Consider the following 26,956-nt stretch of genomic DNA (forward strand, 5'->3'; position numbering starts at 1 on the left):
AGCGCTCCACCGTGTGCGGGGAGGCCCCGTCGTGGAGAGGGGCACCCCACATGGCGCCGCGTCCCGTCAGCGGACCGCGGCGTAGATGACCGCCACCCAGTATTGCTTCGCGCCGAAGCGCTTCGAGTCGCCCCGTACCACGCCCACGCCCACGCGGTTGTTGGTGGCATCGGTGACGCTGCGGGACTCGGGCAGGGCCGACGGATCCGACACCACGAAGAAGTCCACCGAGGCCGTGCCCGCGTCCGGCAGCACCTGGAAGACCCGCTCGTGCAGGGGCGACTCGCCGGGCTGCGCCGCGGGTTGATCCAGCTCCAGGGCCCGCCGCGCGTGTGCCTGGGCGAGGGCCTCCAGCGCCACGCTGCGCGACAGCGGCGGCAGCTTCTTGGCCGAGCGCCAGCGCGCCAGTGAGTCGTACGCGTCCTGCTGCGGATTCTCCGGGTCCGCCGCCGCGGGCGACGCCGCGGTGAAGACCTCCGTGACGATGGCCTCGTCGCGACCGTCCACGCGCTGGAACGCGACGCCCAGGCCCACGAACCGGAAGCCCGGGTCCAGCAGGTTGCGGCGGTGTCCGGGGCTGTGCTCGATGCCGAAGTGCGCGGCCAGCGGCCCCGCGGCCTGGCCCAGGTTCTCTCCCGCCCGGCCGTAGCGGGTGCCCGGCGGCAGCCGGCGCGTCAGCGTGGAGCCGTCCGGCGCCACGTGCGCGAAGAAGCCCTCGGCGGACATCCGCTGGCTGTAGGCCTGCGCCACGCGCTCCAGCATGGGGTCCGGGGTCAGCTCCGCGAGCCCATGCGCGCGGCGCAAGGCGTTGATGCGCTCGTAGAGCAGCGGGCGGGCGTCCTCGAGCGTGGTGGGCTCCACGCGGCTCTCCCGCTCGCCCTGGCGGCGGACCTCGCCAATCTGGGTCAGGAAGAGCGAGGTGACCTCCGGCCCCGCGTCGCCGTGCGCCACCACCTCCACCGTGTACGTCCCGGCCCCCATGAAGTCGAGCCGCGCGCAGAAGTCCGAGCCCTGCGTGCCGCGGCGGGTGAGGGGCACGATGACGACCTCCCCGTCGGGGCGCGTGACGTAGACCTCCGCCTGGCGCAGCGGCGGCGAGAGCGAGCCGCAGAGCGTCTGCACCGCGCGCTCCCCGGGCATGACACGCGCGAAGGGCTTCAGCTCGGCCTTGCGGTCGGACAGGAGCAGCACCAGCACGGCGCGCTTGTCCTGCAGGGCCACGCCCACGCCGAAGTGGGACGCGCGCTCGGTGTTGAGGTCGGTGCGCGCCTGGAGGGACTCCAACGCGTGGGCATGGGCCCAGGCGCGGATGACGAGCGCCCGGGGGGCGGGGTCCGCCGCGCCGGAGTCGCTGATGGCCTCCGTGAGCGTGAACAGGTCCGGCGCGCCGGTGATGGCGCCGCTGGCGGCCTCGCGGGCCAGCCTCCGCGCCGCCGCGCCCAGCGGGGCGTCTTCCATGGGGGCGCGCCGGCCGACGCGCTCGAACTCGCGCACCACGTGCTCCGCGGCCTTGCGCTCCATGGTCTCCGCGGGCGTCAGGACGACGGGCTTCGGAGGGGGAGGCTTCGCGGCGGTGGGGGCGGCCGCGAGGAGCGTGGCGAGCGCGAGCACGGCGATCATCGAAGCTCCAGCCGGAACGCGAGCGCCCTCACCGTGCCGGCGCCGAGCTTCTCGTTGAGCTGGGCGCACAACTTGGCGGCCTCCGCCTCCAACGTGCGCGCCCACTCCGCGCTGCGCACCGCCACCACCAGCGTGCCTTCCTCCAGCGCCCGGGGCATGGCGTGGCGGGCGATGTGGGAGCCCACCACGGCTTCCCAGACAGGCGCCAGGGCATGGCCCCGCCTCGATTCGCCGGCCAACCGGCCGAGGACACGGGGAAGGAGGCTTTCGAGGGACTTGGGCTCGCTACGGGCCATCGCGCGCGATGATGATTCGTGCCATCCTGAAAGCCAACCCTCCGTTGCGTGGCGGGGGGAGGCGGGTGGCCGGGCCTGACGTGTTTCGCGGGGGGAATCACCCACCGCACCGTCGCGCGACATGCATCGTGCCTGTAAGGTCCAGGCCGTTTCCGCCCCCCGGGAGCCGCACCGCATGACCCCCTCGTTCCGTCTCCTCCTGCTGACAGGTGCCGTCTGGGGGGCGGCCTTGTCCGCGTGCGCCGACTCCTCCGCCGACACCCCCTTCATCCCGGGGCCGACGCCCGACCTGGGCCCGTGCACCGTCGACCAGGACTGCCCCGACGCGGCGCTCTTCATCTGCAACACGGCCTTGTCCCGCTGCGAGCCCGCCTGCCGCACCCGGGAGGACTGTGGCGCGGCGCGGCGCGGCGAATACGCGCTGTCGTTCTGTGACACCGGCTCGCTGGGCTGTCAGTGCGACATGCAGCGCTGTGTGGTGGCGGTGTGTGCCACGGACGTGGAGTGTGGCGTCGACGAGGTCTGCCGCAACGGGACCTGCGTCGCGCCCCCGGCCGCCGTCCTGGCGGCGTCGTGCCAGGTGACGCCGGATGTGGTGGTGGGGACCGAGGGGGCGTTGGTGAGCTTCGGCGTGTGGGTGCAGGACGCGGCGGGGCGCCCGATGGTGCCCCGCGAGGGCGTGGAGTGGGTGGCGGTGTCCAAGTCGGTGGCCGGCACCGGCTCCGGGACGCGGGCCGTCTTCACGCTCGAGGCACCCGGCGCGCTGGCGGACGCGGTGGAGGTGCGGGTGGGGACGGCGGTCTGTCGTGCGCGCGTGTCGGTGCTGTCCCCCGACGTGCCGGCCGGGGGCTTGCGGGTGCTCGCCGTGGACGAGCTGACCGGCCGTCCGATTCCGGCCGTGACGGTGATGGTCTCCACGCCGCAGGGGCAGGGGAGGAGCGTCGCGCTGACGGGCCCGGATGGCACGGCCTGGGTGCCCGCGGCGGGGGAGATGGGGGTGTCCCTCTTCCACGCGGACTACGGCTACCTCACGCTGGCCCGGCATGCGCTGCGCGACGGCCGCGACCTGCGCGTGGCGCTGCGTCGCAACCCGCTCGACTCCTCGGGCGGGGTGCGGGCCGAGTTCGCGGGCCTGGGCGGCACGGGGAGCTCGCTGTCGCCCACGTTGCAACTGGGCGTGACGGGCCTGTCCGTGCCGGGGCTCTTCTCCGAGCCGTCGCTGGACACGTTGCTGGGCATGGAGCGCGAGGTGGAGCTGAACGTGCTCGGCGGTGCCCAGCGCCTGTCTCTGCCGAGCGGCTCCTCCCTCTGGTTGGCGGGCGCCACGCCGCCGGCCGCGAAGTCACCAGGGGTGGCGGGCACGTGTGATCGCTCGCTCGCGGGCGTGGTGGATCCGGAGGTGGCCATCCTCGCCGGCCAGTGCGGGACGCGCGCGGCCTGGGCCCTCACGGGGAGCCTGCCGCTGGCGGAGCTGCCCCTCCAGAGCCTGGCGCCCGGCGCGGACCCGCTGCTGACGCTGGGGCGGGTGTTGCCGGTCTCGACGCGCTTCTTCTCGTCCGTGGCGCGGGACGCCGCCTTCACCCTGGCGCCCACCCCGGGGCTCGAGGAGGGCGCGCCGGACCCGCTGGCCGCGGAGTATCCGCAGCACGTGACGCACGAGTTCGAGGGTGTCCGGCTGGCGTTCCCCTTCGCCGTGCGCGTCCCCGCGCTGCCGCGCTTCCAGGGGACGTTCCTCGACCGGGCCTATGTCCTCACCACCGTGGCCGTTCCGGGGCGGGGACTGGTGCCGCTGGGGCTGGGGGCCGCGGCCAACGTCGCGCCGGCGGATCCGAACACGGACGCGGACGCCCGCCTGGGGCGCCCCGGCGTGGTGTTCGTGCGCATGGCCCCCGCGCACCACGGCCTGGAGGGCCAGCCCTATCGGATCCTGGTGAGCGCCATGTCGCGCTCGGCGCGCGATGACTCGGCCGCGCCCTTCGCCTCCAGCTTCATCGTCGCGGACCTGTCCCGCCTGGACTTCGATCCCGACGGCGCGCGTCCCGTGGAGCCGCCGATCGGCTTCCTCCCCGTCCCCGAGTCGGTCGCCTACAACTTCGACAGCAAGGCCTCCGGCGACCTCGAGGGCCGGCAGTTCGTCGCCGACGTCGACACCCCGGCGACGCTGCTGCGGGTGGTCTTCACCAACCGGCTGGGGCGTCGCTGGACGGTGCTGGCCACGCCCGACGAGGCCCGCGACGGCTTCCGCGTCCCCACGGCACCCGAGGGCCACGAGGACCGCACCTACTCCGGCGACCACCTGGGGAGCCGCGCCCTGCTGCGCGCCGAATTGCTCCAGGTGACGGGCCGCGACGCGCGCGACGCGCTGGGCCCCTCGCGCCTGGCCTCGGCCGACGGGCCGGGCATGGAGCACGTGGGCGACCTCACCCGCGCGGCCTCCGTGCTCGACGTGGGGCGTCCCGAGGTGGCCTGGCTCTACCCGGAGCTGGAGGGACAGCGGCTGAGCCGTGGAAGCGCCATCCGCGTGAAGGTCTCCGGCTTCCGGCCCGGCGCGGACGCGGACGGACGCGTGCGCGTGACGCTGTCGGGTGCTACTGCATGCGCGGGCACCGTCCTGGTCTCCGAGGCCCCCGTGGCGTCATCCAGCGGCGAGGTGGAGCTCCGGCTCCCTGCCCACTGCTCGGGGCTCGGGGTCTCGCTGGTGGCGGCGCTCGAGGACCCACGGGGCGCGCTGCTCGTTCCACCCGTGGTCGCCGTGCGGGCCGTGGACATCCCTTGAAAGGGGGGAGGACGTAGCAGGTCGGCTCTCAATGGGAGGGTTTTCCCCACCTGGGCTCCCTTTGTGTTGCTCGCTTTCAGGATTTGCAGGGTGGTAGCGTTCCCGTCGGCGGCTTGCTGGAGGCACGGTGCAGAAGGAGACGGTCGTCACGGTCATCTCGAAGATCTCCGACCGGCCGGTCAACCTCGACGCGGCGCTGGTGGTGATCTACGGGCTGGACCTGGGGCGGAAGTTCGATTTGACGCGGGAGGAGACGCTCATCGGGCGCTCGTCCCGGTCGGACATCCAGATCGACCAGGAGTCGGTGAGCCGCAACCACGCGGCCATCTCCAACACGCGCGAGGGCGTGCGGATCCGCGACGAGGGGTCCACCAACGGGACCTTCATCAACGACGAGCTGGTCGAGGGTGAGCGGGAGCTGCGCAACGGCGACCTGGTGAAGATCGGCCGCACCATCTTCAAGTACATCGCGGGCGGCAACATCGAGGCGGCCTACCACGACGAGATCTACCGGCTGACCACGATGGACGGCCTGACGCAGATCTACAACCGCCGCTACTTCGACGAGCAGTTGGATCGGGAGATCTCCCGCAGCCGTCGCTACGAGCGCACGTTGTCGCTCGTGTTGATGGACATCGACCACTTCAAGGCGGTGAACGACCGGTACGGGCACCTGGCCGGGGACTCGGTGCTCAAGCAGCTCGCGTCGACGGTGCGCACGCGCATCCGCCGCGAGGACGTCTTCGCCCGCTACGGCGGCGAGGAGTTCGGCATCCTGCTGCCGGAGGTCGCGCTGCCCGGAGCGAAGCAGTTGGCGGAGAAGGTGCGGCGGCTGGTGGAGAAGCAGCGCTTCGAGTTCGACCGGCAGGCGATCCCCGTCACCATCTCCCTGGGCGTGGCGGTGCTGGAGTCGCTCCACCGCGAGCCCGGGGACCTGGTGCGTGCGGCGGACGAGCGCCTCTTCGATGCGAAGTCGTCGGGCCGCAATCGCGTCATCGCCTGAAGGCGGGCGCCGTGCGCGCCCTCACCCCGCGAAGACGGAGCGCCGCTCCTTGAGGAGGGCGTGCAGCATCCCCTGGATGGCTTCGCGCGTGCGCTCGGTGAGGCGCTGCACCTCGCCCAGGTCGTCCGCGGCCTCGGGCGCGACGCCGTCCATGGTGATCGGCTCGCCGAAGCGGATGCTCCACTTCGCGGGCAGGGGCACGGGGCCCAGCGGCGTCAGGGGCACGAACGGCAGGCCCAGGAAGCTGGCCGGCACGCGCCCCAGCATGGGTGACGTCTCCTCGGAGCCGACGATGGCCACCGGGACGATGGGCGCGCCGGTGCGCAGCGCGAGCTTCACGAACCCGCCGCGTCCGAAGCGCTTGAGGCGGTAGCGCTCCACGAACGGCTTGCTCAGGGCCTGGTAGCCCTCCGGGAAGACGACGAGGGGCCGCTGCTCGTCGAGCAACCGCAGCGCGTTCTCCGGGCAGGCCCGCACGGCGCCCAGGCGGTTGAAGAGCGTCCCGAGCACGGGGGCATGGAAGACCTGGTCCTCCACGAGCCAGCGCGACTCCTTCAGGTCCGGCCGCTCCCGCGACAGCGCGAGCGACATGACGAGGCCGTCGTAGGGGAGGGCGCCCGAGTGGTTGGCCACGAGGATGGACGCTCCCCGGGGAACGTGGTCGATGCACTGGGTCGACACCCGCCAGTACTGGCCGTAGAGGAACTCGAGCACGGGCTCCAGTCGACGCACCAGCGTCGGGTCCTTGCCGTACTCGTCCAGGTGGGCGCCTCCGCCGGTGCCCAGGCCCGCGCGGACCGCGTCCACCAGTCCGTTCACCGCGCCCAGCGCTCTGCCGATTCCCTCGCTCGCGAGCGCATGGCCCGCGATGTCCCGCGCCAGCGCCAGCATCCCCGTGGCTCGGGCGGCCAGGGGACGGGGGGCGTCAGGGGGGCGCGTGGCTCCGGACGTGTCCTCGTCCGCGGCACCCGAGGGGGGGACGAGCGTCAGGGGACGTCGGGCACTGCGGGGCAGCTCGTCTCGCGTCGCGTCCGCCACTTCGACCTCCGCTTCGAGGATGGACGTCTCGGTTTCCGCGTCCGAGTCATCCACTTCGTCCATGTCACCGGATGCGGCGCCCACCATCGCCGCGTCGTCCTCCGACATCCCCGTGTCGGCGGCACGCTCCGCCAGGTCGTCCTCGGGCGGAGAGATGGGATGGGAGGCGCGGTGGTCCATCACCTCGGCGACGGCCATCGCGGCGGCGCTCTCGGCCACCTGCGCGGCGACCGTGGTGGCGAGCTCCCGCTCCTGCTCCGGGCGCTCCGTCGTCGGGCTGTGGTCCAGCACCTCCTCGACGGCCGCCTCGGCCAGCTCGGTGGTGAGCTCCGTGGCCAGGAGGCGGTCCACTTCGTCCTCTTGTGCGTGGCGGCGCTCCAATGCCTCGTCCACGGCGAGCCGCGCGGTGGTCTCGGCGACCTCGGCGGCCAGGGCTCCGGCCAGGGCATGGTCGACCTCTCGCTGGCGCTCCGTCCGGGGGGCTCCCGCGTTCGTCGTCACGGGCTCCTTCGGTGTCGCCGACGCTGCCGGCTCCCGGAGGTGCTCGACCTCACCGAGGTCCTCGGGAGCGACTCCCGGGGGGGCCATGTGCGTGGTCGAGTCGATGGGGGCCGTGTCCGTGGGCGGAGGGGCACCACGCGCGTTCACAGAGGCAGGTGTGCCTGGTGGCGACGAGGCACCCTGTTCGGACTCCGTGGACCGCCGAGCCGGTGACTCCGAAGCGGGAGGCGAGAACCCGTGGCTGGCCGCGGCATGCCGCCCAGTTGCTTCTCGCGCCTCCCTCGACGGAGGCGGCGACGCCGTATGTCCAGCCGCAGGGGACCGCCCAGTTGCTTCTCGCGCCTCCTTCGACGGAGGAGGCGACGCCGTATGTCCGGTCGCCGGGGGCCGTCCAGCCGCTTCTCGTGTCTCCTTCGAGTTAGGCCCCGACGCCGCATGTCCGGCCACCGAGGGCCGCCGCTCCGATGTCTCCTTCGAGTCAGGCCCCGACGCCGCATGGCGGGATGCCTCGGCGCGACGAGTCGAAGTTCCTGGTTCTTCCTTGCCACGTGCTGCCGGTGGCGTCCCCGGCGCCCCGCCACGCTTCGCGCCGCCGGAGCCCTTCTTCGAGCGCGGGTCTCCGCCCTTCGATTTCGCGCGGGCCGCGTCGGAGCCTGCCCCGGGAGGGCTCTTCGGCTTGCTCGCCGTGGCTCCGGACGAGGGCCGCTCATCTCCGCCGTGCGCGCGAGCCGCGTGGGACTTCGGGCCCTTCGTTCCCGCGGGCTTCTTGTGGGGCGCGGAGTCGTGCTCGGCGGAGGTCCCGGTTCTCTCGGCCTGGGTGTCGGGCTTCGCGCGTTCGCCTCCGCGAGACGCCGCGCCGCGCTGGAAGGGATCGTTCCCGAGGACACCCTTGGCCATGACTAGCTCCTTCTGAGCGTGAGCGCCGCGGCGGCGTCCCTGACGTGGTGCGAGGGCGTGAAGCCGAGCGCGCTTTCGGCGCGCTTGCCGTCCGCGACCCAGGAGTAATGGATGTAGTCGAGAAGGGCTACCGGCAACATGTCCGCCCCGACGACATCCAGCGTGTGGAGTGCGCCACGGAACAAAGGCCCTGGCAGGGGAAGCGGGCGGGCACCCGCCTGGCGGATGAGGCCGGACAGCGGCAGCACGCCCCGGCCCACGATGTTGAACTCCCCGGACGCGTCGGCCCGCAGCGCCAGATGCAGCGCCCTGCCCGCGTCCTCCTCGTGGACACCCTGCCACAGCGGGTCGTACCCCAGCAGCGTGGGCACCACCGCGGTCCGCGTGAGCAGTCGCGTGACGGGGTTCTCGATGCTGGGCCCGAGCACCGGCGCGAAGCGCAACACCAGCACGCGCATGTCCGGGTGCCGCTCGCGGAAGGCGCGCACCTGGCCCTCCACCTCCACCTTGTCGGTGACGAACCGGCTGTGGGGACAGCCCTGGAGCGCCGAATCCTCGCGCAGCAGCGCGGGGTTGTTGCCGCGCGCGCCGTAGACCGCGGTGAGCGACGGCACCACCAGCCGGGGCAGCTTCGCGCGGCCGGCCGCCGTCAGCACGTTCATCGTGCCGATGACCTCCAGCTCGTGCGCCAGCGAGCCGTTGCGGATGGGGCCGAAGAGGAAGGCCAGGTGATAGAGCGCGTCGACCGGCTGGTCGCTGAGCGCGTCGGTGAGGTCCGCCTCCGCGTCGTGTCGCGTGAGGTCCACCTGGTGGAAGTCCACCTTGGCACCCTCGGGCCGCGCGACATCCAGCACGAGGATGCTCTCCACGTCGGGGTCCCGTTCGAGGAGGGGGAGCAACAGCTTCCCGTACTCGCCACTGGCTCCGGTGACCGCGACGCGCAACCGCCCCTTGCCTAGTCGTGACACGTCCATACGCAGACACTCCTGTTAGCCCAGCCGCTCCGGAATGTCAGCCCGGTCCCGTCGCGTCGCGCTGGACAACGTCGCCTCCCTGGCGGAGGGTGGCGGGTCGCCATGGCCCGCATCGCACGCCTCAGTGACGTCCTCATCAACAAGATCGCCGCCGGCGAGGTGGTGGAGCGGCCCGCCTCCGTGGTGAAGGAGTTGATGGAGAACTCGCTCGATGCCGGCTCGAGCACCGTGCGAGTCGACCTGTCGGGTGGGGGCGTGGACCGCATCATCGTATCCGACGACGGGCACGGCATGGGCCGTCAGGACGCCACCCTGTGTCTGGATCGTCACGCCACCAGCAAGCTGCGGGAGCTGGACGACCTCTTCCACATCGACTCCATGGGCTTCCGGGGCGAGGCGGTGCCGGCCATCGCCTCCGTGTCCCGCTTCTCCATCCACACCGCGGAGGTGGGCGCGGACGTGGGCACGCGGGTGACCCTGGAGGGAGGCCTGGACCCGTTGATCGAGGACGCGCCCCCGCGCACCGGCACCGTCATCACCGTCGAGGACCTCTTCTTCAACGTGCCCGCCCGTCGCAAGTTCCTGCGCCGCAGCGACACCGAGCTCAAGCACGCGGAGGAGGCCGTCGTCCGCCTCGCCCTCGCCAACCCGGAGGTGGGATTCTTCGCCACCCACGAGGGCAACGAGCTGTTCTCCAGCCCCGCATGCCCGGAGGACCCGCGCGAGCGCATCGCCGCGGCGCTGGGGCCCGCGGTCCATCCCCACCTGTTCCCGGTGGAGGAGCGGCGCCTGGGCGTCAGCGTCACGGGCTTCGCGGCCTCGCCCGAGTTCACCTTCCCCAACGCGCGCGGCCTCTACACGTTCGTCAACCGCCGCTTCGTGAGGGACCGGGGGCTCATCGGCACCATCCAGCGCTCCTACCAGGACTTCCTCGCGGCGGGGCGCCAGCCGGTGGTCGTGCTCAACATCGACGTGGACCCGGTGGCCGTGGACGTCAACGTCCACCCGCAGAAGCTGGAGGTCCGCTTCGCCGACGCCCGAGGCGTGTACGAGGCCATCAGCGCCGCGCTCAACCGCATGCTGCGCGCGGCCCCCTGGCTGGGCGCGGGCGTGGACCCGGCCTCGACCGGAGCGCCCCAGCCGCGCGACGCGGCCCACTACGCGCTCGCCGTCGAACGCTTCCTCACCCGCGCGCAGGAGGCGTCGTGGGGCGGGCCGCTGCCCACCGCCATGGACGCCCCGAACGCGGGCGCCCCTCCGCTGTCCGGTGCCCCCGCGCCCATGGGGGCCATCCCGGCGCCGTTGCCCTTCGCGGGCGCGCCAGGGCGGGCCCCCGCGTTCGGCGAGGCGCAGCCCCAGCTCAACGAGGCGCCACCGCCGGGCTACTTCGGCGCCCTGCGCCCCATGGGCATGCTGGGCGGACGCTTCCACGTCTGCGAGGGGCCGGGCGGGACGCTGGTGGTGCTCGACCCCCACGCCGCGCTGGAGCGGGCCCGGCTCACCGCCTACCTGCGCGCGCTCGAGGACGAGCAGGGCCCTCCGCCCCCGTCGCTGTTCGGCACCACGCTGGAGCTGCCCCTGCAGGCCGCCAAGGCCCTGGTGGAGGGACGCGAGGCGCTGACGCGGCTGGGGTTCGACGTGGAGCCCTTCGGTGGGACGACGCTCGCCCTGAAGACCGTCCCCCCGGGCCTGGAGGGCGTGGACGCCCGCGCGCTGCTGGAGGCGCTCGCCCGCGCGCTGCCCCCGAGGAGCGCCGCGCTGGACGCGGTGACGCTGGCCGAGGCCATCCGGGTGATGGCCTGCCACGCGGCGCGCAGGGCAGGGGCCTCGCCGCTCACCGACGCCCAGCTCCGCGCGCTGCTGGGCGAACTGGACCGGGCCGACTTCCACCCGCCCTGCATCCACGGCACGGTGGTGGTGCTGGAGATGCCCCTGCTCGAACTGGAGCGGCGGGCGCGCTGAGGGCCCCGTGCCTGGGCCTCGCGGAGAATCCCGCAGTCGCTTCGCGACCTTACGCGACCGGAAAGTTGACGCGTGGGAGGTCGCTGGTACGGTGCCACACGCCTGTAGCACCGGGCGGACCCGTCCCGGACGAACGCGACACACGCGAGGGAGTGGCACATGCACGGTGTGATCACCCTGCGGGACGTGGTGTCCAACCTCGGCCTGGTGCTCCGCGAATTCGGAGCGCTCTGCGTGGTTCGCTGTCTGGTCGCCTCCCTGCGCCGCCGGCGGACCACGTTCCTCGAGATCGCCGTCCGTCCCAGGCGCCCCTGACGTTCGCCCCCTCGCCCCCTCGGTTCGATGCTCCGTCGCCTCCTGCCTCCGCTCGCCCTCCTCGTCGCCGCTCCCGCCTTCGCCCAGGACGAGGAGGACGCCGTCCCCGAATCGCTCAACGGCGTGGGACGCATCACCATCCAGGGGGGCTGGCGCGTCACCTCCAACGAGACCTTCTACAAGCGCTGGTACGGCCGCTCCGGGAACGAAGGGCTGTCGCTCGCGCGGAAGACGGAGGGCGGTCCGCTCGCGGTGGCGTCGTTCGCGTACGCGTTCACGGACATGTTGGAAGTGGGCATCGACCTGTTCGCCACCGGCTCCAGCCTCTACGTCACCCAGCCCGGCGCCACCCCCGCCGAAGCGCCCTTCGAGCGGCGCATCAAGACGCTGGGCTACGGCGCGCTCCTGGGGCTGCGCTTCCAGACCGTGCTGCCGGAGGTCGGCCCCTACGGCCTCGTGCCCTTCGCCGGCATCTTCCTCGGTCCCGCGCTCGTCACCTCCGAGCGGGCAGGCGAGGGCGCGCAGGAGGACACCTCGCGCGCCTACGCGGCCTCGCTCGGAGCGACCTGGCGCTTGTCCGCCAACTGGGGCCTCACCGCCGAGTACCGCTTCGTCTACCTGCGTGGTCCCGTGGGCCCTCCCGAGGCGCGCGTTGGATCATTCAACCTGGGTGGTAACTGGATGGCCCTCGGCGTGACGTACACGTTCCCGCCGGACCTCTCGCGCCCGCTGTCGAGCGGGGGCCTGGGCTTCTAGGCCGTCCAGGCGAGCGGGAGAGGGGCTGTTCTCTTCCGGAAATGCGAGCGATTCCCTGCGCTGTTCCGCAGCGGAAATTTGTCGCCGTAAGACCGGGAGAACTCCTTACGATGCGTGAGTCCGCCGAGATCGTTTCCGGACCTAGGAAGATGTCCATGCCAGAGCAGGCGAAGACCGAGGTTGAGAAGGAACTGGCGGATCTCCGCCGTGAGGTGGTCGAGGCACGAAACCTCGTCATCAAGAGTGACAACCTGCTGAAGAACCTCCACGCGGAGGTGAAGGCGGTTGGCAAGCGCCACGAGGATTTCCAGAAGCGGCAGTGGATCTCCTCCGCGGCCGCGTACGTGCTCTTCGCGGTCATCGCGGTGGGCGCGGCCGTCATGATCACCAGCGCGCGCAGCTCGAGCGCCACCAGCGAGCGGGAGCGGCTGGAGAAGATGGTGACCGACCTGACGGCCCAGTTGGAGAAGCAGCGCTCGGACGCGTCCGCCCACCAGACGGCCCAGCGCGGCGCGGCCGAGGTCTACAAGATGATGACCTCGCTGCCCGGCGACGAGCGCCTCAAGGGCATCGACGCGCTGATGAAGCTGGACACGTCCCGGCTGAGCATGCTCGAGCGCCAGGCGCTGAATGATCGCGCCTCCGTCCTGCGCCGCGAGACGGGCGACGCCGCCTACGAGCGCGGGAAGATCGCCTTCCGCAAGAACGAGATGAACCAGGTCGTCTCCGAGATGGAGCGCTTCCTGGCCATGAACCCGCCGGCGGAGCAGGCGCTGGACGCGTCCTTCTTCCTGGGCACGGCCTACAACCAGCTCCGCAAGCACGACAAGGCCGTGCCGCTCCTGGCGCGCTTCGTCGAGGGAGATCGCACCTCCAAGACGCGCGACTACGCCATGCTGCTGCTGGCCCAGTCGTACCAGGAGGTCGGTCAGCTGGAGAAGGCGCTGGAGACGGCCCGTGACGCGGCCGGCGCCTACCTCAACAGCCAGTACCAGCAGCAGTTCCGCACCCGCATCTCCATCGTGAAGCGGATGATGAGCGGCAACACGGAGGCGGGTCCCGCTCCGGCGGGCCCGGCCCCGGCGGCTCCCGCCCCTGCACAGGCGGCCAGCCCCGCCGGCCAGTAGGCCCCCCCCGCGCCGGGCGGTCCTCCATGCCGCCCGGCCACCTCCGGCTGTCGGCGGAGGTGGGGGAAGATACGGAAGCGTTGCCTCGCGGGGTCCTCGGTCGTAAGACCAGGGCCCCGTGTCCGCTCCCGACCCTCGGAAAGATCCCCGCTTCCGCCGCTATCGCGCCGCCGCGTATGGGATCTACATCACGCTCACCGCGCTCTTCTCGCTGTGGGTCATCTGGTGTGTGAGTCGCTCGGTGGCGGCGATGACGCCCGAGCGGCTGCCCCCGGCCGCGCAGCAGCTCACCTTCCGCGAGTGCCTGGACGGTGTGCAGGCGCTCTGGGCCAACCTCGAGTCGGAGCGCGAGAAGCTGGTGCGCGTGTCCCCGGCGCGAGACACGGACCAGGAATGGATGCGCATGCGCACGGCGTGGCTGGAGCGGCTGCGCGTGAAGGAGTCCCAGTGCGACCTGCGCGCCCGCGAGCGCGCCCCGCTGCGCGTGGTGTTCCGTCGGCTGGAGAACGTGCTCGACCTCTACACCACGCACGCGGTGCAGTACGCGGACGAGGTGGGCGGCACGGTGGACTCCTTCCACGCCGCCTTCCAGGCCGCGAGCAGGAGCCCGGCGGCCCAGCCCCCGGCGCCCTGAGTCAGCGCACCGGCAGCCGCGCGGTGTAGCGGCCGAAGGTGTCCGTCACGGATTCGGACAGCAGCACGGAGGCGGGGCGCCCCTCCACGTTCACCACGCGGTAGAAGCGCACGGAGGCGTAGGGCAGCCCCGGCGGCATGTGGGGCTCGCGCGTGCCCGCCAGCACGTGGCCTCGCAGCGTTCGGCCGCGCTGGAGCGCGAACGCCGCCACCTGCTGCTCCACGGTGTCGGAGGGAGGCACGGTGACGAAGCGGCTGACGCGCGGCAGGTTCTCCGTGGGCAGGAAGTCCACGCGGTAGAGCGCCGGGTCCAGGCGCAGCACGTACTCGCCGTTGGCGTCGGTGAGGGTCTCGGCCAACTGGGTCCCCGGCAGCGGACGTCCCGGCACCGTGGCCACCGGCTCCGCGATGAGGCGCACGCCCGCGGCGGGGGACTTGTCGTCCGGCTGGCGAAGCTGGCCCCGCACCAGGCGCCGCGTCGCGCACACCACGTCCGGCAGCGTCGTGTCGTTCACGTGTACGGCGGCGGCCCCCACCGTCAGCCCCGCGGCGGCGCCCGCGGGCGGCATCACCACCAGGGAGAGCGGGGCGTCGGTCGCGCTGGGGAGCGAGGCAATCTCGAACCGGCCGTCCACCCCGGTCGTCACCACCTCGCTCCGGAAGCTCCCTCCGCCGCCCACGCGCCCCTCCAGCGACACCGTGGCCCCGGCCACGGGGTTGCCCTCCGAGTCGACGGCGCGCCCGGACACGCGCACCGGCGCGCCGAAGTCCCCCAGCTCCAGGGAGGCCGGCAGCGGCGCATGCGGGTCCACCGTGAACGTCTTCTGCGGCACGAGCGTGCCCTCGTCGGCGGCCGTCACCCGCAGCAGCACCGTGGCCTCGGTCGCGGCCTCCGGCGCCAGTTGGAGCGAGAAGTCGCCCGTCGCGCGCGTCACGAGTACGCGCTGGGACAACGGGCGCAGCTCGGCGTCGAGCGCCTGCACGGAGAGGTTCGCGTCCACGCGGGTGGTGCCCTGGCGGACGATCCTCCCCGACACCGTGACGAGGTCGGCCTGCGCGGGCAGCCGCCACGTGAGGTGCATCGTCTGTCCCGGCCCCACCGAGCCCTGACGGGGCAACGGCGGGAGGCTCGGGTCGGAGGGGATGAGCATCACCTCGTACGTGCCCGCGGCCACCGGCAGCCGCCACACGCCATTGTCCGGCGTCACCAGCGCCTCGTGGTAGCGCGCGACGCCGGGGACGAGCGCGCTGGAGCCCACGGCGCGCACGAACATCGTCTCCGAGTAGGGGCGGGTGGCCGGGCTGCCGTCCGGGGCCGTGCCGCCGGTGGCGCGCTCCGTCACGCCTCGCACCGTGGCCTCGCCGAACAGCTCCAGGTTCTGCTCCGCGCGCAGCCGGTCCACCGGGAAGTCCTGCGCGTGCTGGCCGAGCCCGGGGTTGGGCGTCACCTCCACCACGATGTCCGTGCCCGGGTCCCCGCAGCCGTCGATGAAGCACACCTCGCTGGCGGCGCAGTCGCTGTCGCTGCGGCACACGAGCTGGCTGTCGGCGGGCGCCTCGTCCAGCAGCGCGCAGCCCGGCCCCAGGACCAGCGACGCCACCACCGCGAGCACGCGCGTGGCGGAGCGGGGCTTCATCGACAATTCCCCTGCACCGTGTTCACCACCCACGAGTAGCTGACGACGAAGCCCGGGTTGAGGATGGTGCCGCCATCCGGCAGGTTCACCACCTGCGACTCCGGCTGCCGGTCGGTCAGCTCCGCGTCGCTCACCAGGGCCTCCACCAGGTGCTGGCCCGGGGTGCTCAGCTCCGAGTTGGCGGAGGCGAGGTTGATGCGCAGGGTGCCGCGGTCCGGCCGCCGCGCCTCGCCGTTGTTGGTGAGGGCGATCTCCCGGTACGGCCCGCGCGGGTCCTGCGGGTTGTAGTCGATGAACCAGTGCACCTTGATGCGGTCGTCGACGTCCGGGTCCTCCACCGCCACCTCGAAGGTGAGCTCACACCGCTCGAGGCCGAACTCCTGGATGACGCGCTCCTGCGGCACCACCAGCGACTCGATGATGCGCGGCGGCCGGTTCATGAAGCGCGGCACGTCGTCCAGCAGGGTGTCGTCCTGCGGCAGCAGGCAGGCGGCGAGCAGCCCCACGCCCGCGGCGAGCACGCACAGCGGCCACGCACCTCCGGTGCGTCCGTGCTCCACGTCTGGCCGCTTCGTCGCGCTCATCGCCGGTGGCGTCCACGGGCTGCCTCAGAGCAGCTCGTCGCCCTCCTCGGGAGGCAGCGGGCGCCCGGTCTTCTCCGCCTCGAGCTTCTCCAGATGGCGGAAGATGGTGCGGGGGTCCACGCCCAGGTCCTTGGCCGTCTTGGTGCGGTTGCCGTTGTTCCGTGCGAGCACTTCGTTGATGTAACGCTTCTGGAATTCTTCCTTGGCCTGGAGCAGGGGCATGATGGGCTCCAGGTTCTCCGGCTTGAGGTCCAGGTCGTCGGGGCCCAGCAGCGGCTTGTCCGCCAGCACCACGGCCTTCTTGATGCGGTTCTCCAGCTCCCGGATGTTGCCCGGCCAGCCGTACTTCTTCATGGAGACGGCGGCGGAGGGCGTGAAGCCCTTGGCCTTGGAGTTGAACTCGCGCGAGTACTTCTGGAGGAAGAACTTGCCCAGCACCACCACGTCCTCGCCGCGCTCCCGCAGGGGCGGCAGCTTCAGCGTCACCACGTTGAGGCGGTAGTAGAGGTCCTCGCGGAACGTGTTCCGCTTCACCTCCTCCTCCAGCACCTTGTTGGTGGCCGCCACCACGCGGATGTCCACCGGCTCGCCCCGGTTGTCGCCCACCTTGTAGACGATCTTCTCCTGGAGCGCGCGCAGGAGCTTCACCTGGAGCTGGAGCGGCATCTCGCCGATCTCGTCCAGGAACAGCGTCCCGCCGATGGCCGCCTGGAACTTGCCACCCTTGGTGGCGACCGCGCCGGTGAACGAGCCCTTCACGTGGCCGAACAGCTCGCTCTCCAGCAGGTTCTCCGGGATGGCGCCGCAGTTGATGGTGATGAACGGCCCGCGCTGGCGCGGCGAGCGGCGGTGGATCTCCCGGGCGATGAGCTCCTTGCCGGTGCCCGTCTCGCCGGTGATGAGCACGGAGATGTCCGTGGGGGCGATCTTGTCGATGCGCTTGTAGACGTCCCGCATGCCCTGGCAGGCGCCCACGATGTCGCCGTAGCGCTGGTCCTCCAGCTTGCGGCGCAGCTCCGTGTTGTCGAGCTTGAGGTCGTTGACCAGCATCGCGTTCTGCAGCACGAGCGACGCCTGCGCCGCGAAGATGGTGAGCATGTCCGCGCTCTTGGGCTCGAACCGGTTCACCAGCCGGTCGTTGCCCACGTAGATGACGCCGAACAGGTCGCCCTTGTGCATCAGCGGCACGCACATGACGGAGTGCACGCGCAGGTTGACCACGGACTCGCTCGCCTTGAACTCCGGCGCGTCCACCGCGTCCGCGACGATGAGCGGCTTCTGGTCCTTCACCACCTTGGAGATGATGGAGTCGGACAGCTTCTCCACCGCGTCCTCGATGTTCTCCCGCGCGACGTTGCGCGCCACCTTCACGCGCGGGTCGCCGCTCTCCATGAGGATGAGGAAGCCCTTGTCCGCGCGCGTCACCTCGACGGCCTCGTCCATCAGGCCCTCCAGGATGCGCTCCACGTCGTACAGGCCGAGCAGCCGCTCGCTGAACGCGGTGAGCCGGCGCAGCATGGCCAGCTCGCGGCCGGGCACGCCGGGCAGTTCCGTGGTGTGCGAGTCCGGCTCCTCGATGTTCGCGGGCGCCAGGATGTCGCGGCGCAGCGCGGGGGCGGGCGGGGGCGCGCGGGGGGCGTCCTCGCGCGCGAACATCAGCTCGGTGCCGCCCACGCGGACGACGTCGCCGGTGGCGAGCGCGTGGGAGTCGCGCTTCTTGCCGTTGACCTGGAACGTCGCGCCCAGGCTCCCGACCTCGTAGCGGCTGCCGTCGTAGGTGACGTGCAGGGCGCTGTCGGGGACGCCCGGGTCCTCGAGCGGGATGTCGTTGTCCGCGCTCCGGCCGATGCTGGTGATGCGCTTGTGCAGGGAGACGGTGCGGACCTTGCCATCAGCACTGCGGACGGTGAGGCTGGCCATAGCTCTTCACGTACCTGGAGGGAGGCTCAGAAGGAGAGGGTGAGACCGGCACCGAGGCCGCCGGCGGTGGGATAGAGCCCCACGCTCGCGCTGGGACGGGCCCGGGCGCGCGGCGGAGCGGAGACGGAGGTGCTGGACTTCAGGCGGTTGCCGGACGGCTGCTGCTGCGTCTCGCGCGTCTCCACGGTGGTGCGCACCACCTGGTCCTCGTGGTGGTAGAGCGCGTCCACCACGCCCAGTGCGTAGATGGTGTAGAAGCCCGCCGCCGACGCCAGCTTGAGCAACTGCCAGGTGTCGCGCTGCCGCTCGCGGCTGGTGGGGATGTAGCGGATGGTGATGGAGGCCCGCCCGTCCTCGTCGAGCACGTTGTCCAGCTCGATGGGGCGCTCCTCGAACAGCGACTCGTAGGCGAAGTAGGAGATGACGCTCGTCACCGCGAGCACGCCCTCCGTCGCGGCGAACACGATGCCCAGGCTGTTGCGGCCTTGTTGGAACTGGCCCGCGCCGAAGGGGACGAAGTTGACCAGGAAGTTGCGCTTCTCCACGGTGCGCACGGTGACCTGGCTGGCCAGCTCCTCGGCGCGGCGGCGCTGGACCTCGGCCTCCACGCGCTCGCGCTCGCGGCGCTCGTACTCCGCCTTCTCCCGCTCCTGGCGCAGCCGGCGCTCCTGACGGAGGAACTCCAGCTCCGTGGCCATGTCCTCCTTGATGCCCTCCATGAAGGCCACCGCCGGCGGCGGGACGACGAAGGGGTCCAGGCTGAAGTCCGGATCCAACCTCAGGAGGGCACGCAGGTGGCGCTGGGCCTCCTCGGTGCGCCCCAGGTTGAACGCGGCCAGGCCGGCCAGCTTGTGCAGCTCCACCAGGTCGTCCTCGCCCAGGCCGCCGCGGTCGATGCGGGCGCCCGCGCGCTCCAGCACCTCCGCGTACTTGCCGTACTCGAAGCTGGCGCGCAGCGAGGCGACCTCGGGATCCCCGACGTCCTCCTGGGCGAAGGAGGTCGCCGGAGCCCACAGCGCGAGCCACAGGACGATGAGCGCGATGCCACGGTTCATTCGGGACGCAGGCTCCCCTGGATCGACATGGGCTCACCGGGCCTCAGGTGGACCTGCCTGCGCTCCGTCTTGTAGCCGGGATGGGAGATCTCCACCGTGGCGGAGTTCTGGAAGCCCGCGGGCCCGCGCGGCGAGCGGATCTCGAACGGCTCCTGGAGGCTCTCCCGCGCGGTGCGGACCTGGTCGCCCACGCGCACCGTGGCCTCCGCCGGCTCGTAGTCGACCCTCAGCGGCGAGGACTTGGGTTGGGCGCGCAGGTGGAAGACGTTCTCCGTGTCCGTCCGCACGTCGATGGTGTCCACCACGTCCTCGCAGTAGTCGCAGGAGATGGTGACGGTGTGGGAACCCGGGGTGATCTCCACGTCGTGCTTCTGGAGCGCCTGGGCGCTGGGGGTGCCGTCGTCGACGCGGATCAGTCCGAAGGGGCGCACGAGGATGGAGACGGGGAGCTTCTTCGGGCCGGCCTTGCGGGCGGACTCGCCAGCCAGGGTCCGGGCATCGTCCGCCAGCCCTCCGCCCGTGGCCTTCACGCCCTTCGCCGCTCCTCCCGCCGTGGCGGGCTGGGTCTGCGCCTGGCCGGTGGGCAGGGCTGCGGCGGGACGCGTCGCGCCGGAGAGCCCCCGCGAGGCGCCCGGGCCCTTGGGCTCGGGAGGCGTCGTCCCCAGCGGGCTCGTGGGCCCGAGGACCCGCGAGTCGGGGCCTCCCTCCGAGGGCTCGGGGGCGGGCACGGGCGGCGTCGCCACGCCCGCCGGCGCCGGGTGCGCGGTGGGGGCGGGGAGGTCCGTCCGGGGATCCGCGTTCGCGGGGGACTGGTACAGCTTCCAGCCCGCGACGCCGAGCGCGACGCTGGTGGCCAGGCCGATGCCCAGCCGGATGCCGCGCCGGCGCCACGTCTTCACGCGCTGCGCCCGCTGGATGCCCTTGAGCAGGCCGAGCGCGCGCGCGTTCTCCGCGTCCAGCGCGAGCACCTGGTTGAGGCACGCGAGCGCGCGGGGCGTGCGCTTCTCCGCGAGCAGCCGCTCGCCCCGCTCCAGCAGCGCCGCGACGATGCGCTGGCGGGCCAGCTTCTTGTACGAGGGCGGGTCCGCGAAGAAGGACACCAGCTCCTCGCCCACGCGCGCGAAGCCCAGGCCCGCGAGGTAGTCCGCGAGCGCGTCGCGCAGCTTGCCCGCGTCCGGGTAGCGCTGGCGCGGATCGCGCTGCAGGCAGCGGGCGCAGATGTCCGCGAGCTCGTCCGACAGCGAGTGCACGCGGCGGCGCGGATCCTCGTAGTCGCCGTCGAGGATGCGCTTGAGCGTGGCGGTGGTGTTGGGCGCGGAGAAGGGGAGCCGGCCCGTCATCGCCGCGTAGAACATGATGCCCACGCTGAAGACGTCCGCCTCCGGGCCGGCCTCCAGCCCCTCGATGATCTCCGGCGACATGTGCGCGGGCGACCCCACGAGCGTGCCCGTCACCGTCATCCGCTCCTCGATGTCGAGCAGCCGGGCGATGCCGAAGTCCATGAGCTTGAGGACGCCGTCCTCGCGCACCATGACGTTCTCCGGCTTCAGGTCGCGGTGGATGACGCCGGCCTCGTGGGCGTGGGCGAGCGCGGCGGCCAGCTCGTGGATGATCATCGCCGCCAGCTCCGGCGGCTCCATGGGCCCTTCGTCCAGGAAGACCTTGAGCGTCTGGCCGCGGATGTACTCGGTGACGATGAACGCGTCCTGCGCGTCCGCCGCGGAGAAGTCGAAGACCTCCAGGATGTTGGGGTGGTGCAGCTTGGCCACGGCGCGCGCCTCGCGCGCGAGCCGGCGGCGCGACTCGTCCTTGCCGGCCAGGTGCGGGTGCAGCACCTTCACCGCGACCTCGCGGTCCAGGGCCGTGTCGAGCCCCTTGTACACGACGCTCATGCCCCCCGAGCCCAGTTGCTCGAGGATGCGATAGCGACCGATATGGCGGCCGACGAGCGTCATGACGTGCGGCGGGTGCCTCCCCCTCCCTCAGTCTCCGAAGCTGATTCCCATGCTCTTGGTGAAGCGCACCAGGTCCCCGGCCGGGTCCACCCGGCGCTCCTTGCGCGACTCGCTCAACGGCGCCGCGACGATCTCCCCGGCCCGCAGGGCCACCATGTGGTCCCACTGCCCGTCGCGCACCAGGTCCAGCACCTTGCAGCCGTAGCGCGTGGCGAGCACCCGGTCCGCGGCGCTCGGGCTGCCGCCGCGCTGCAGGTGTCCCAGCACCGTCACGCGGATCTCCGCGTCGACGTGGCGGGCGAGCAGGTCCGCGCACACCTTGCCGGAGCCGCCCAGCCGCACCACGCCGCGCCCGGGCACGTCCTCCGCCCGGTCGAGGACCGACAGCGTGCCGCCCTCGGGGAACGCGCCCTCGGAGATGGCGATGATGGAGAAGCTGCGGCGGCGCGTGGCGCGGCGGCGGATCTTCTCGACGATGGACTCCACCCGGTAGGGAATCTCCGGGATGAGGATGACGTCCGCGCCGCCCGCGATGCCGCTCTCCAGCGTCAGGAAGCCCGCGTGCCGGCCCATGATCTCCACCAGCATCACCCGGTCGTGCGCCTCCGCGGTGGAGTGCAGCCGATCCAACGCCTCGGTGACGATGAGCCGCGCGGTGTCGAAGCCGAACGTCTGGTCCGTGCCGCACAGGTCGTTGTCGATGGTCTTCGGGCAGCCCACCACCTTGAGGCCCTTCTCGCTCAGCCGGTGGGCGATGGACAGCGTCCCGTCTCCGCCCACGGCGACGAGCCCGTCCAGCTTCAGCTCCTCGCAGCGCCGCAACACCGCGTCGGAGACGTCGCGCTCCACCCAGTGCTCGCCCTCGCGGAACGCGTAGGCGAAGGGGTTGGCCCGGTTCGACGTGCCCAGGATGGTGCCGCCCTTGGGGAGGATGCCTCGCGTGTCCTCTTCGCTCAGCGGGCGGGCGAGCCCCGGCTCCACCAGGCCCATGAAGCCGTTCTCGATGCCCACGAACTCATGGCCGAACTCGTGCGTGCCTCGCTTGACGAGGCCGCGGATGAGCGCGTTGAGTCCGGGGCAGTCTCCGCCACCGGTGAGAACTCCGAGTCGCAGTGCACGGGCCATAAGGTCGGACGCGGGTGTCAGAGGCAGGGTGCTTCACCATGACAGCCGAGTCGGGGCGGATTGTAGGAGCCCCTCGCGCCGACGTGCAACGCGCGAATCACGTGGCAGGTCGGTTTGCCGAATGGAATCGAGCCCTTCCATCAGTCCCGCTTGAGGCGACGCCGGGCCGCGACGCGATCCAGCAGGGCCTGGAGTCGTGGCTGGGGTGCCTTGGGGAGTGCCTTGTCTGTGGGGGACTGTAGGGGCATCTCCCGAGCGAGCTGGAACAGCTCGAGCAGCCGCTCCTTGTACAGCTCGTTGTCGGGCCGCTCCTGGATCGCCCGGCGGTAGGCCGCGGCGGCTCCGGCGTAATCGCCCAGGGTGAACAGCCGCTCGCCCTCCTGGGCGGGGGACGACGGTCCCAGGGGCATGGCCGGCTCTTCAGGCGGGCGCGCGGCCTCGAGCACCTGCAGCTCCATGGGTTGGAGCGACTCCCGCAGGTCGGTGAGCTTGCTGGCGAGGGAGGCGTCGGCCGGGAACTCGCGGCTGAGCAGCTCGTAGAGGTCGAGCGCCTCGGCGAGCTCACCGCGGCGCAAGGCTCGGTCGGCGCGTGCTTCCATCTCCTCCCGGGCAGCAGGGGTCATCTCGAAGTGGAGGTTACCCGCGCGGGAAAGGGATGTCACAACGAAGGCGTGCCCTCGCTGTCAGGATTCTCCTCAAACCCAGGATTCATTCGGGCGCACGAGGCCTGCGGGTGTGTCGTGACGGCCCTATGCTCGGGGCGTGCTCCCTTCGACACTGGCGGCGGGATGGCTGTGGCTGGCCTCGGGCGCGCTCGGCACCGAGCTGCGTCGTGACGGCTATGTCCTGCGGCCGCCCGAGGGCTTCCACATGGTGCGTTGGGAGCCCTACGCCGGCTCGCTCGCGGGGGCGGTGGCGTTGGACCCGGGGGCTTCGCGGATGTTGTCCGCGGCGCTCGCGGATGGTGACGGGCCCGAAGCGGCGATGCTGGTCGTGTCGGTGGTGGACGAGGGCTTCTCCGCGAGTCCCTCGGAGCGGGAGGACTTCGCGTCGGCGGTGATGCAGCACTTCCAGCGCGAGCTGGGGGTGACGTTGTCGCCCGAGCGGGTGGAGCGCCTGGGGGGCGTGGTGCCCCGGGTGGAGGTGCTGGGCACGCTGCGCGAGGCGGGGCAGGTGCGCACGGTGTTGGTGGCGGGCCTGGCGTCCGAGGGGCGGCACGTGGTGGTGATGGTGAGCGCGCCGGCCGTCCGCTGGGAGCTGCTGGCGCCCGGGGTGCGCGCCTCGTTGGAGACGTTCCACCTGGAGCCGACGAACACGCCGGGGGCCGTCCCCAGGCGGGTGCTGGGCGCGCTCGCGGGCGCGTTGGCCGGGGCGCTCGTGGCCTCGTACGCGGCGTGGCGTCGACGCAGGCTGGGGTTGGGCGCGGCGTCGGAGGGTTGAGCGGGCCTTGGCCGTCCGCCGCCTGGGACTCGCGCGATGGCGTGGCGGCCCGCCCCGGGACTCGGCGCCAGGGCGGGCTCCACGACGTCATCCAGGGCGGCAGCGGCGGCTCACGGCGCCGGGGCCACCGTGTCCGGCTCCGGGGCGAGCGGTGGGACGGGCGTGGGCTTGTGGGACTCGTCGAGCGCGACGAGGACGAAGCGCCCCCGGGTGCACAGCTGGCGCGTCCCGGTGAGCAGCTCCTCCGCGAACAGCTCCACGTCCACCGTGACGGAGGTCCTCCCGGTGGCGACCACGCGGCTGATCAGCTCCACGAGCTGGCCCTGCCTCACGGGCGTGTGGAAGTCCACGCGCTCGCTGGAGGCGGTGACGACGGTGCGGCGGGTGTAGCGGCTGGCGGTGATGAACGCGGACATGTCCATCAGGCTCAGGGCCTCGCCTCCGAAGAGGGTGCCGTAGTGGTTGGTCTGGTCGGGGAACACCATGTCCACCATCCGGGTCTCGGTGGCGGAGGAGGGGAGGGACGTCGGGGTACCGCGCATGGGTCTGGACTCCTGGCCCGCGCCGTCTTCCGTCTCCACGGGCTTCACGGCGTGAAGGCGCGCGAGGACGGCGGCGGCGGGCCGCGATGGGTGGCCCTGGCCCTCCCGCGAGGGCCGGGGGCGCTGCGCCACTCGGGACGCATCCGGCGTCCCGCGTGGGCCCAAGGCAGGTTTTCGGGCTCATGGGCACTGGGAGGGCGCCGGCGTCCGGAGTCCCTCCGCTTCCTAGGCGCCGTCGCTTCCCAGCCCGGAGGGGCCAGTGCGTTCGACGGCGTTCGTTCCCACTGACCGCTGCGGGGCAGCTCCGGATTCCCACCGGATTCCCTTGCTAAACCTCGCGGGGGGAACCGCGAGGCACCTTCGGCGAGGCGGAACCTAACGGGTGTTCCGGCCTCCGCCAACGAATCAAGAGGTGGCCTGGTCGCATGCGTGAGGAAACCCACGGGCGGGGAGCGCTGGGATAGCGTGGGCGGCCTCCATGTCCGCCATCCTCCTCGCCGCCGTGCTCGCGCAGGCGCCGGTCGCCCCGGTCGAGCCGGGCCCGCCGCTCCCCGACAGCGTGCGCGCACTCCCCGCTCCGCCTGCTCCGCCACCGGCCGTGCTGCCGCCGGCCACCCACGAGTTGTTCCAGCGCATCCAGAACCGCGTCGCCCAGGTGCGGATCATCGAGCGCCGCTCCGGTACGCGCTCCTCCATCGGGTCGGCGTTCTTCGTCTCCGGGACGGGGCACGCCATCACCAACTACCACGTCGTCTCCGACGTGGTGTTGCATCCGGAGGACTACACCGCGGAGCTGGTGCTGCGGCGCGGAGGGGAGCCGGTGCCCGCGCGGCTGTTGGACGTGGACGTGGTGCACGACCTGGCCGTCATCCGCATCCAGGAGCCGGTGGCGGACTTCTTCGCCCTGGAGGACCGCGAGCCGCCGCAGGGCACGCGGCTGTTCGCCATGGGCAATCCGCACGACCTGGGGACGACCATCGTCGAGGGCACGTTCAACGGCCTCATCCAGGACTCGCTCTACGAGCGCATCCACTTCAGCGGCGCCATCAACCCCGGCATGAGCGGCGGTCCCACGCTCACCGGCGAGGGGCGCGTGGTGGGCGTCAACGTCGCCACCATGGGCAACCAGTTGGGCTTCCTCGTGCCGATGAAGCACGCCCGGGCGCTGCTGGCGCGGGCGGTCGCGGAGCCGGAGGTGGAGGAGGCGACGCTGCTGGAGCGGGTGCGCCAGCAGCTCCTCGACAACCAGCAACTGCTCACCGAGCGGCTCATGACGGCGGCGCTGCCGAAGCAGCCGCTGGGGAGCTACCAGGTGCCGGGGCGCTGGACGCCGTTCCTCAAGTGCTGGGGGGACACGCCGCACGACCCGGAGGTGCCGTACACGGTGACGAACTACCAGTGCTCGTCGGAGGAGGACATCTACCTGTCCTCGCATCACCGCAGCGGCGTGGTGGCGTACCTGCATCAGCACGCCACCAGCCAGAAGCTGGGGGCGCTGCGCTTCTCGTCGCTCTACAGCGCGCTGTTCTCCCAGGATCCGGATCTGGTGGAGGCCTCGCGCGAGGACGTGACGAACTTCCGCTGCGAGACGCAGTTCGTGGACGTGGGCGGGCTGCCGGTGCGCGCCGCGCTCTGCCTCCGGGCGTACCGGCGCTTCCCGGGCCTCTATGACCTGGTGCTGCGCGCGGCCACGCTCAACGCGAGCACCAGCGGCGTGGACACGAGCCTGACGCTGGGGGGCTTCTCGGCGGCGAACGCGCGGCGGCTGGCGCGGCGGTACCTGGAGGTCCTGTCGTGGACGAAGTGATCTTCCTGGAGGTGCTGGAGGGGGACGGCGTCGACGCGCGTCACCGGCTGGAGCGCTTCCCCGCCACGGTGGGGCGCGCGTACACCAACGACGTCATCCTGGACGACCCCAAGGTGTCCGCCGAGCACCTGCGCATCGAGCGTCGCGAGGACGGCGTGCTCGTGGTGCGCGACGCGGGCAGCCAGAACGGCACGTGGCGCGTGGACCCGTGGGCGAGGCTGGCGGAGATGGAGCTGGTGTCGGACGCGCGGGTGGCGGTGGGGGACACGGTGCTGCGCTTCCGTTCGCGCGACCACGTCGTCGCGGACACGGTCGTCGCGGAGGCCCCGGCGGCGCCCCGGGAGCGGCTCTTCGAGCGCGGCCTGGCCCTGCCGGTGGCGATGCTGGCGCTGCTCGGCACGAGTCTCCTGGAGGCCTACCTGGGTAACTACGCCCGCACCGACTGGGGCAGCCTGACGGTGGCGGTGGTGATGCCCCTGGCCCTCACGCTGCTGTGGGCGGGGGGCTGGGCCGTGGCGAGCCGCATCTCCCGGCGGCAGTTCCACTACCGCACGCACACGACCATCGCGTGCCTGGTGCTGCTGGGCGCCGTGGTGCTGCCGCCGGCCATCACCGCGCTGGGCTTCGGCCTGTCGCTGGGGCGGGGGCTGGGGTGGTTGCAGCACCTGGCCTTCCTGGGGCTGATGGGCTGGGGGTTGTTCTGGCACCTGCGCTACGTGACGCGGTGGCAGTCCGGGCGGCTGGTGCGGGTGCTCGCCGTGGTGACGCTGGTGTTCGGGGCGCTGTCGCGCGCGGACGACCTGCTGGGCAACGAGCCGTTCAGCACGTCCCTGGAGTTCCCTCGCACGCTGCTGCCGCCGTCGTTCCGGCTCTCCGGGGAGCGGTCCGTGGAGGCGTTCTTCGCGGGCACGGAGGGGCTCCAGGAGGAGGTCGACGCGCTCGTGCGGGAGGAGTAGCGCGCCCGACGCCACGGGGTGGACGGAGGATGTCGGA

22 protein-coding genes and 1 riboswitch are annotated in these 26,956 nt (G+C 72.2%); of the genes, 10 read left to right on the forward strand and 12 right to left on the reverse strand.

What is annotated here, in order from left to right:
• Window positions 1–66 precede the first annotated feature (66 nt).
• The gene (locus LZ198_RS16185; protein ID WP_253972869.1) at window positions 67–1,620 is read right to left on the reverse strand and encodes a CAP domain-containing protein; all 1,554 of its coding nucleotides are present in this window, start codon (window positions 1,618–1,620) and stop codon (window positions 67–69) included.
• The gene (locus LZ198_RS43440; RefSeq protein ID WP_323382675.1) at window positions 1,617–2,186 is read right to left on the reverse strand and encodes a DUF721 domain-containing protein; all 570 of its coding nucleotides are present in this window, start codon (window positions 2,184–2,186) and stop codon (window positions 1,617–1,619) included. The genes LZ198_RS16185 and LZ198_RS43440 overlap by 4 nt, the downstream gene beginning before the upstream one ends.
• Between LZ198_RS43440 and LZ198_RS16195 the strand changes: the two genes are divergently transcribed.
• Window positions 2,092–4,692: a dickkopf-related protein gene (locus LZ198_RS16195; RefSeq protein ID WP_253972871.1), complete on the forward strand. Its 2,601-nt coding sequence runs from the start codon at window positions 2,092–2,094 to the stop codon at window positions 4,690–4,692. The genes LZ198_RS43440 and LZ198_RS16195 overlap by 95 nt on opposite strands.
• A gap of 127 nt (window positions 4,693–4,819) precedes the next feature.
• Window positions 4,820–5,695 (forward strand): GGDEF domain-containing protein, encoded by an 876-nt coding sequence (locus LZ198_RS16200; RefSeq protein ID WP_253972872.1) that lies wholly within the window; start codon window positions 4,820–4,822, stop codon window positions 5,693–5,695.
• A 21-nt stretch (window positions 5,696–5,716) separates the two neighbouring features.
• On the opposite strand, the gene LZ198_RS16205 is transcribed toward LZ198_RS16200, so the two are convergent.
• Both LZ198_RS16205 and LZ198_RS16210 read right to left on the reverse strand, forming a co-directional pair.
• Window positions 5,717–7,234, reverse strand: a complete 1,518-nt coding sequence (locus tag LZ198_RS16205) for a lysophospholipid acyltransferase family protein (protein ID WP_253972873.1) — start codon at window positions 7,232–7,234, stop codon at window positions 5,717–5,719.
• Between the two features lie 899 nt (window positions 7,235–8,133).
• A complete protein-coding gene (locus LZ198_RS16210) occupies window positions 8,134–9,105 on the reverse strand; it encodes an SDR family oxidoreductase (protein WP_253972874.1) in 972 nt (323 codons plus the stop codon).
• A gap of 102 nt (window positions 9,106–9,207) precedes the next feature.
• Here LZ198_RS16210 and mutL point away from each other — a divergent pair, with 102 nt between their 5' ends.
• From mutL to LZ198_RS16235, 5 genes are all read left to right on the forward strand, one after another.
• A complete protein-coding gene (gene mutL, locus LZ198_RS16215; RefSeq protein ID WP_253972875.1) occupies window positions 9,208–11,067 on the forward strand; it encodes a DNA mismatch repair endonuclease MutL in 1,860 nt (619 codons plus the stop codon).
• A 159-nt stretch (window positions 11,068–11,226) separates the two neighbouring features.
• On the forward strand, window positions 11,227–11,382 hold the full coding sequence (locus LZ198_RS16220) for a hypothetical protein (RefSeq protein WP_253972876.1): 156 nt from the start codon (window positions 11,227–11,229) through the stop codon (window positions 11,380–11,382).
• Between the two features lie 27 nt (window positions 11,383–11,409).
• Window positions 11,410–12,138 (forward strand): outer membrane beta-barrel protein, encoded by a 729-nt coding sequence (locus LZ198_RS16225; protein ID WP_253972877.1) that lies wholly within the window; start codon window positions 11,410–11,412, stop codon window positions 12,136–12,138.
• Between the two features lie 110 nt (window positions 12,139–12,248).
• A complete protein-coding gene (locus LZ198_RS16230; protein ID WP_253972878.1) occupies window positions 12,249–13,265 on the forward strand; it encodes a tetratricopeptide repeat protein in 1,017 nt (338 codons plus the stop codon).
• A 118-nt stretch (window positions 13,266–13,383) separates the two neighbouring features.
• Window positions 13,384–13,899 carry a hypothetical protein gene (locus LZ198_RS16235; protein WP_253972879.1) on the forward strand — a complete coding sequence of 172 codons (516 nt, stop codon included), beginning with the start codon at window positions 13,384–13,386 and terminating at the stop codon, window positions 13,897–13,899.
• A 1-nt stretch (window position 13,900) separates the two neighbouring features.
• Here the strand turns inward: LZ198_RS16235 and LZ198_RS16240 are convergent, their stop codons facing one another.
• The 7 genes from LZ198_RS16240 to LZ198_RS16270 all read right to left on the reverse strand — a co-directional run bounded on the left by LZ198_RS16240 (window position 13,901) and on the right by LZ198_RS16270 (window position 22,797).
• The gene (locus tag LZ198_RS16240; RefSeq protein WP_253972880.1) at window positions 13,901–15,535 is read right to left on the reverse strand and encodes a carboxypeptidase regulatory-like domain-containing protein; all 1,635 of its coding nucleotides are present in this window, start codon (window positions 15,533–15,535) and stop codon (window positions 13,901–13,903) included.
• Window positions 15,532–16,119, reverse strand: a complete 588-nt coding sequence (locus LZ198_RS16245; protein ID WP_253972881.1) for a hypothetical protein — start codon at window positions 16,117–16,119, stop codon at window positions 15,532–15,534. Before LZ198_RS16245 ends, LZ198_RS16240 begins: the two co-directional genes overlap by 4 nt.
• A gap of 24 nt (window positions 16,120–16,143) precedes the next feature.
• Window positions 16,144–18,039, reverse strand: a complete 1,896-nt coding sequence (locus LZ198_RS16250) for a sigma 54-interacting transcriptional regulator (RefSeq protein ID WP_253972882.1) — start codon at window positions 18,037–18,039, stop codon at window positions 16,144–16,146.
• Between the two features lie 26 nt (window positions 18,040–18,065).
• Window positions 18,066–19,094 carry a tetratricopeptide repeat protein gene (locus LZ198_RS16255; RefSeq protein WP_253972883.1) on the reverse strand — a complete coding sequence of 343 codons (1,029 nt, stop codon included), beginning with the start codon at window positions 19,092–19,094 and terminating at the stop codon, window positions 18,066–18,068.
• Window positions 19,091–21,049 carry a serine/threonine-protein kinase gene (locus LZ198_RS16260; RefSeq protein WP_253972884.1) on the reverse strand — a complete coding sequence of 653 codons (1,959 nt, stop codon included), beginning with the start codon at window positions 21,047–21,049 and terminating at the stop codon, window positions 19,091–19,093. The genes LZ198_RS16255 and LZ198_RS16260 overlap by 4 nt, the downstream gene beginning before the upstream one ends.
• Before the next feature lie 27 nt (window positions 21,050–21,076).
• A complete protein-coding gene (locus LZ198_RS16265; RefSeq protein WP_253972885.1) occupies window positions 21,077–22,174 on the reverse strand; it encodes a 6-phosphofructokinase in 1,098 nt (365 codons plus the stop codon).
• Window positions 22,175–22,314: 140 nt separating this feature from the next.
• Entirely contained in the window at window positions 22,315–22,797 is a 483-nt protein-coding gene (locus LZ198_RS16270; protein ID WP_253972886.1) for a hypothetical protein, read from the reverse strand.
• Window positions 22,798–22,936: 139 nt separating this feature from the next.
• Between LZ198_RS16270 and LZ198_RS16275 the strand changes: the two genes are divergently transcribed.
• A complete protein-coding gene (locus LZ198_RS16275; protein ID WP_253972887.1) occupies window positions 22,937–23,614 on the forward strand; it encodes a hypothetical protein in 678 nt (225 codons plus the stop codon).
• Between the two features lie 110 nt (window positions 23,615–23,724).
• Here the strand turns inward: LZ198_RS16275 and LZ198_RS16280 are convergent, their stop codons facing one another.
• Window positions 23,725–24,156: an acyl-CoA thioesterase gene (locus LZ198_RS16280; RefSeq protein ID WP_253972888.1), complete on the reverse strand. Its 432-nt coding sequence runs from the start codon at window positions 24,154–24,156 to the stop codon at window positions 23,725–23,727.
• A 163-nt stretch (window positions 24,157–24,319) separates the two neighbouring features.
• Window positions 24,320–24,517, reverse strand: a riboswitch (cobalamin riboswitch).
• A 117-nt stretch (window positions 24,518–24,634) separates the two neighbouring features.
• On the opposite strand from LZ198_RS16280, the gene LZ198_RS16285 reads away from it, so the two are divergent.
• Together LZ198_RS16285 and LZ198_RS16290 are read left to right on the forward strand one after the other, a co-directional pair.
• Window positions 24,635–25,963, forward strand: a complete 1,329-nt coding sequence (locus LZ198_RS16285) for a S1C family serine protease (RefSeq protein WP_253972889.1) — start codon at window positions 24,635–24,637, stop codon at window positions 25,961–25,963.
• Window positions 25,951–26,919 (forward strand): FHA domain-containing protein, encoded by a 969-nt coding sequence (locus LZ198_RS16290; protein ID WP_253972890.1) that lies wholly within the window; start codon window positions 25,951–25,953, stop codon window positions 26,917–26,919. The genes LZ198_RS16285 and LZ198_RS16290 overlap by 13 nt, the downstream gene beginning before the upstream one ends.
• Window positions 26,920–26,956 lie beyond the last annotated feature (37 nt).

Source organism: Myxococcus dinghuensis (genome assembly GCF_024198235.1).
In the GTDB taxonomy this organism is placed as follows: domain Bacteria; phylum Myxococcota; class Myxococcia; order Myxococcales; family Myxococcaceae; genus Myxococcus; species Myxococcus dinghuensis.

Bases quoted from the DNA above. Each gene is read 5' to 3' on its own strand.
- LZ198_RS16185 (WP_253972869.1), bottom strand. From the start codon at position 1,620: ATGATCGCCGTGCTCGCGCTCGCCACGCTCCTCGCGGCCGCCCCCACC.
- LZ198_RS16195 (WP_253972871.1), top strand. From the start codon at position 2,092: ATGACCCCCTCGTTCCGTCTCCTCCTGCTGACAGGTGCCGTCTGGGGG.
- LZ198_RS43440 (WP_323382675.1), bottom strand. From the start codon at position 2,186: ATGAAGGGGGTGTCGGCGGAGGAGTCGGCGCACGCGGACAAGGCCGCC.
- LZ198_RS16210 (WP_253972874.1), bottom strand. From the start codon at position 9,105: ATGGACGTGTCACGACTAGGCAAGGGGCGGTTGCGCGTCGCGGTCACC.
- mutL (WP_253972875.1), top strand. From the start codon at position 9,208: ATGGCCCGCATCGCACGCCTCAGTGACGTCCTCATCAACAAGATCGCC.
- LZ198_RS16220 (WP_253972876.1), top strand. From the start codon at position 11,227: ATGCACGGTGTGATCACCCTGCGGGACGTGGTGTCCAACCTCGGCCTG.
- LZ198_RS16225 (WP_253972877.1), top strand. From the start codon at position 11,410: ATGCTCCGTCGCCTCCTGCCTCCGCTCGCCCTCCTCGTCGCCGCTCCC.
- LZ198_RS16230 (WP_253972878.1), top strand. From the start codon at position 12,249: ATGCGTGAGTCCGCCGAGATCGTTTCCGGACCTAGGAAGATGTCCATG.
- LZ198_RS16240 (WP_253972880.1), bottom strand. From the start codon at position 15,535: ATGAAGCCCCGCTCCGCCACGCGCGTGCTCGCGGTGGTGGCGTCGCTG.
- LZ198_RS16245 (WP_253972881.1), bottom strand. From the start codon at position 16,119: ATGAGCGCGACGAAGCGGCCAGACGTGGAGCACGGACGCACCGGAGGT.
- LZ198_RS16250 (WP_253972882.1), bottom strand. From the start codon at position 18,039: ATGGCCAGCCTCACCGTCCGCAGTGCTGATGGCAAGGTCCGCACCGTC.
- LZ198_RS16255 (WP_253972883.1), bottom strand. From the start codon at position 19,094: ATGAACCGTGGCATCGCGCTCATCGTCCTGTGGCTCGCGCTGTGGGCT.
- LZ198_RS16260 (WP_253972884.1), bottom strand. From the start codon at position 21,049: ATGACGCTCGTCGGCCGCCATATCGGTCGCTATCGCATCCTCGAGCAA.
- LZ198_RS16265 (WP_253972885.1), bottom strand. From the start codon at position 22,174: ATGGCCCGTGCACTGCGACTCGGAGTTCTCACCGGTGGCGGAGACTGC.
- LZ198_RS16270 (WP_253972886.1), bottom strand. From the start codon at position 22,797: ATGACCCCTGCTGCCCGGGAGGAGATGGAAGCACGCGCCGACCGAGCC.
- LZ198_RS16280 (WP_253972888.1), bottom strand. From the start codon at position 24,156: ATGCGCGGTACCCCGACGTCCCTCCCCTCCTCCGCCACCGAGACCCGG.
- LZ198_RS16285 (WP_253972889.1), top strand. From the start codon at position 24,635: ATGTCCGCCATCCTCCTCGCCGCCGTGCTCGCGCAGGCGCCGGTCGCC.